Annotated in this window: 1 protein-coding gene; it reads right to left on the reverse strand. The window is 46.5% G+C overall.

Annotation, left to right across the window (positions count from 1 at the left end; genetic code table 11):
• On the reverse strand, positions 1-2,933 hold a 2,933-nt coding region (locus tag AABK37_RS40930), incomplete at its 3' end, for a response regulator (RefSeq protein WP_432557101.1).
• Between the last annotated feature and the right edge of the window lie 138 nt (positions 2,934-3,071).

Below are 3,071 nucleotides of genomic sequence, written 5' to 3' on the forward strand. Positions count from 1 at the left end.
GGGGGGGGGGGTGGGGGGTGGGGGGGGGGGGGGGGGGGGAGGGGGGGGGGGGGGGGGACGACTTGGGGAGTATTATTCGAAAATTCTCCTTGTCTCCTTGTCTCCTTGTCTCCTTGTCTCCTTGTCTCCTTGTCCCCTTGTCCTCCTTGTCCATTTCTCAACTCGGCGCTAAGTTGGATAGTTGCACCGAGGTTGGAAAATTTAATAGCGTTACTTAGTAGGTTAGTTAGGGTTTGGACGATGCGATCGCCATCTACCCAGAGAAGAAGTGATAAGCTAGAAACAGATAAAGTAACATTGGCTGCCTCGGCAAGCGGCTGAATTACATTTACTGCTTGTGCGATTAAGTCGGCAATGTTGCAGGTTTGTTTTTCCATCTTCACTTTGCCCGACTCGATGCGCTCGATGTCAAGAATATCGTTGACTAAGCGCACCAAACGCTCGCTACTATTGACAGCTATTTCTAGCAGACGTTTTCCTTGTTGAGAATCTGACTTAATTAAATCGCTTGCCAGCATTTTTAATGAGCCGTGAATTGAAGTTAGGGGTGTGCGAAGTTCGTGACTGGTGACGGAGACAAACTCATCTTTCATGCGTTCAACTTGCTTGCGTAGACGCGGAGCGGCTTGTCGCCAGACATCGCTAATATCTTGCAAGTAAACGGTATATACTGTTTCTTCTCCCAGCTTTAACTTAGAAATCGAAGCTTCTGCCGGAAATTCACTACCATCTTTGCGACAACCATAAATCTCACGACGTTCTCCCATGCGATGAGCGACTTTTGTAGAGTTGCCAAATTCACTTACATGCTGACGATGTGTTTCAGTATATCGCAACGGTAACAGTAAATCCAAAGGCTGTCCTAGCACTTCGGTTGCCGTGTAGCCGAAAATTTTTTCTGCCCCTTGGTTAAATAAGGTTATGCGTTGGCTGCTATCAATCGAAATAATTGCATCATCGGCGATTTCTACAATTCCCGCAAATCGACTTTGAGAGTTTCGCAATGCTTCTTGTGTGCGTTGACGCTCGTTAAGTTCTAACTGAAGCTGTTGATTAATTTTAATTAATTCTGCTGTGCGTTCTGCTACGCTTAATTCTAATTCGTCCTTACCTTTACGTAAAGCTTGCTCAGTTTGCTGCCGCTCAAGTGCCGCTGACAAGATGTTTGCGATCGCTTGGACAAAATTCATATCATCTAAACTGAAAGTTTGTTTTTTGCGCGTATAAGCTCCTAAAACCCCATAAATTCGATTCTGTGTGGAAATTGGTACACTTAAACCGCTCTTAACTTGATGTTGCTGCAAAAAGGAATTATTATCAGATGTTTCTAAATCTGAAATCATCACCCCAGAGAGTACAACCGCGTCTAAATTGATTATTTCTTGCCCGATTAATTTGGAATCCCAGCCCACCCCAGAGCGCAGCACCCAGGTGTTTTCTTTTGGCAGAAGTTCTAAAATATTACTGTATTCTACTTCCAGATTTTGTGCTATAACCTCCACAGCTTCATTCATCAAGCTAGAAAAATCTTTGCCAGACAAAGCTGACTGAGCCAACTGAGCAACTGTTGTTTGTTGGCGAATGCGGGTTATATCATTCTTGCTAGCAGCAGCTTCAGCTTGCTGGGTTTGGGCAAGACGCTGCCGTAATTTAATCCTTTCCAGACGATTGATAATGCGAGTGACAAGTTCTGGTCCGACGATTGGCTTGCTTACAAAGTCATCTGCACCGACTGCAAACACGCGATTAATAATATTAGCATCGTTATGAACTGTCAAAAATAAAATCGGCAATTCACTCCAACGCGGATCGTTGCGTACTACCTGGCAAATCTCCATACCATTGACATCCGGCATTTCCACATCCAAAATCAGAAAATCTGGCTTTATAGATTCCAGAGTTTCCCAAAAACGTTGCGGATCGTTGAGGGTTGTCACCTTGATTCCCCAAGGAGTCAGCAATACTTGCAACAGCGCACCTATTTTCGGATCGTCGTCTACAGCTAAAACATGAGCTTCTGCATTAGGTGCATGTTGCAATACTTGTGTCACCGCTTGTATTATCTGTGCAATGGGTAAGGGTTTTTGTAAAAATGTGTGTCCACCGTGGCGAGCAACTTGCAATCGATGGCTAAAATCGCTTTGTTCGGTAAATACTATCACGCTGACTGGTGGTTTGCGGTCTTTCAACTCGGAAAGTAAGCGCAAGCTGTCGGATTCAAGTGGGGAAACGCTCGGATCTAATAGTACTGCGCTGGGATGTTCTTGGTACAATTTCTGGATGGCGGTTTGAATATCGGTTGCGCTCGCCACTTTGAAATTTGATGCATCAATTGCAAGTTGGGAAGCCAGCAAGCGATCGCGATCGACTACCAACAGCAAAGGATATTCATCTAGAGGAAGTGAAGAGGAAACAATCTCATCCTGATTTCGCTCTATTTCCTGACGCAATAGCTCTACCCAACTTTGAAACTGCGTCGTTTCCGCTTTAGTCAAAATTTTATCAGTTTTCAGTAGATGCTCAATTTTTCGTGCCAACTTTGAGCCGAAAGCAAAGCCAAAAGTACCTAACGATCCTGCTAAAGTATGAGCTTCTTGAAATGCTTGTTTGCGGAGTTCTTGATTCAAAGCATTGTCACTAGATGCAACAGCAGCTTCCTCCAACAAAGTTACCTGTTCATCCACCCTTCCTTTAAATCGGTTCCAAACTGAGGCGATCGCTAATAATATCTGCTTTGGAGTCGGTGATGAAGAAGTGGGGGAGGGGGAGAGGGGGGGATGGGGAGATGGGGAGAGGGGGAGAGGGGGAGATGGGGAAGACAAGGGAGAAATTTTTCCTCCTTGTCCACGGACACGTTCCTCACTCCTCCACCCCCGCACGGAAGTGTCCTCCCCTTGTCCACGGACACGTTCCTCACTCCTCCACCCCCGCACGGAAGTGTCCTCCCCTTGTCCCCCCTGTCCCCCTGTCCCCCTGTCCCCCTGTCCCCCTGTCCCCCTGTCCCCCTGTCCCCCTGTCCCCCTGTCCTCTTTCGCTAGCCTCAGACGATAGCCAATTCCATAAACTGTTTC

Source organism: Tolypothrix sp. VBCCA 56010 (assembly GCF_050875635.1).
Classification (GTDB): domain Bacteria; phylum Cyanobacteriota; class Cyanobacteriia; order Cyanobacteriales; family Nostocaceae; genus Hassallia.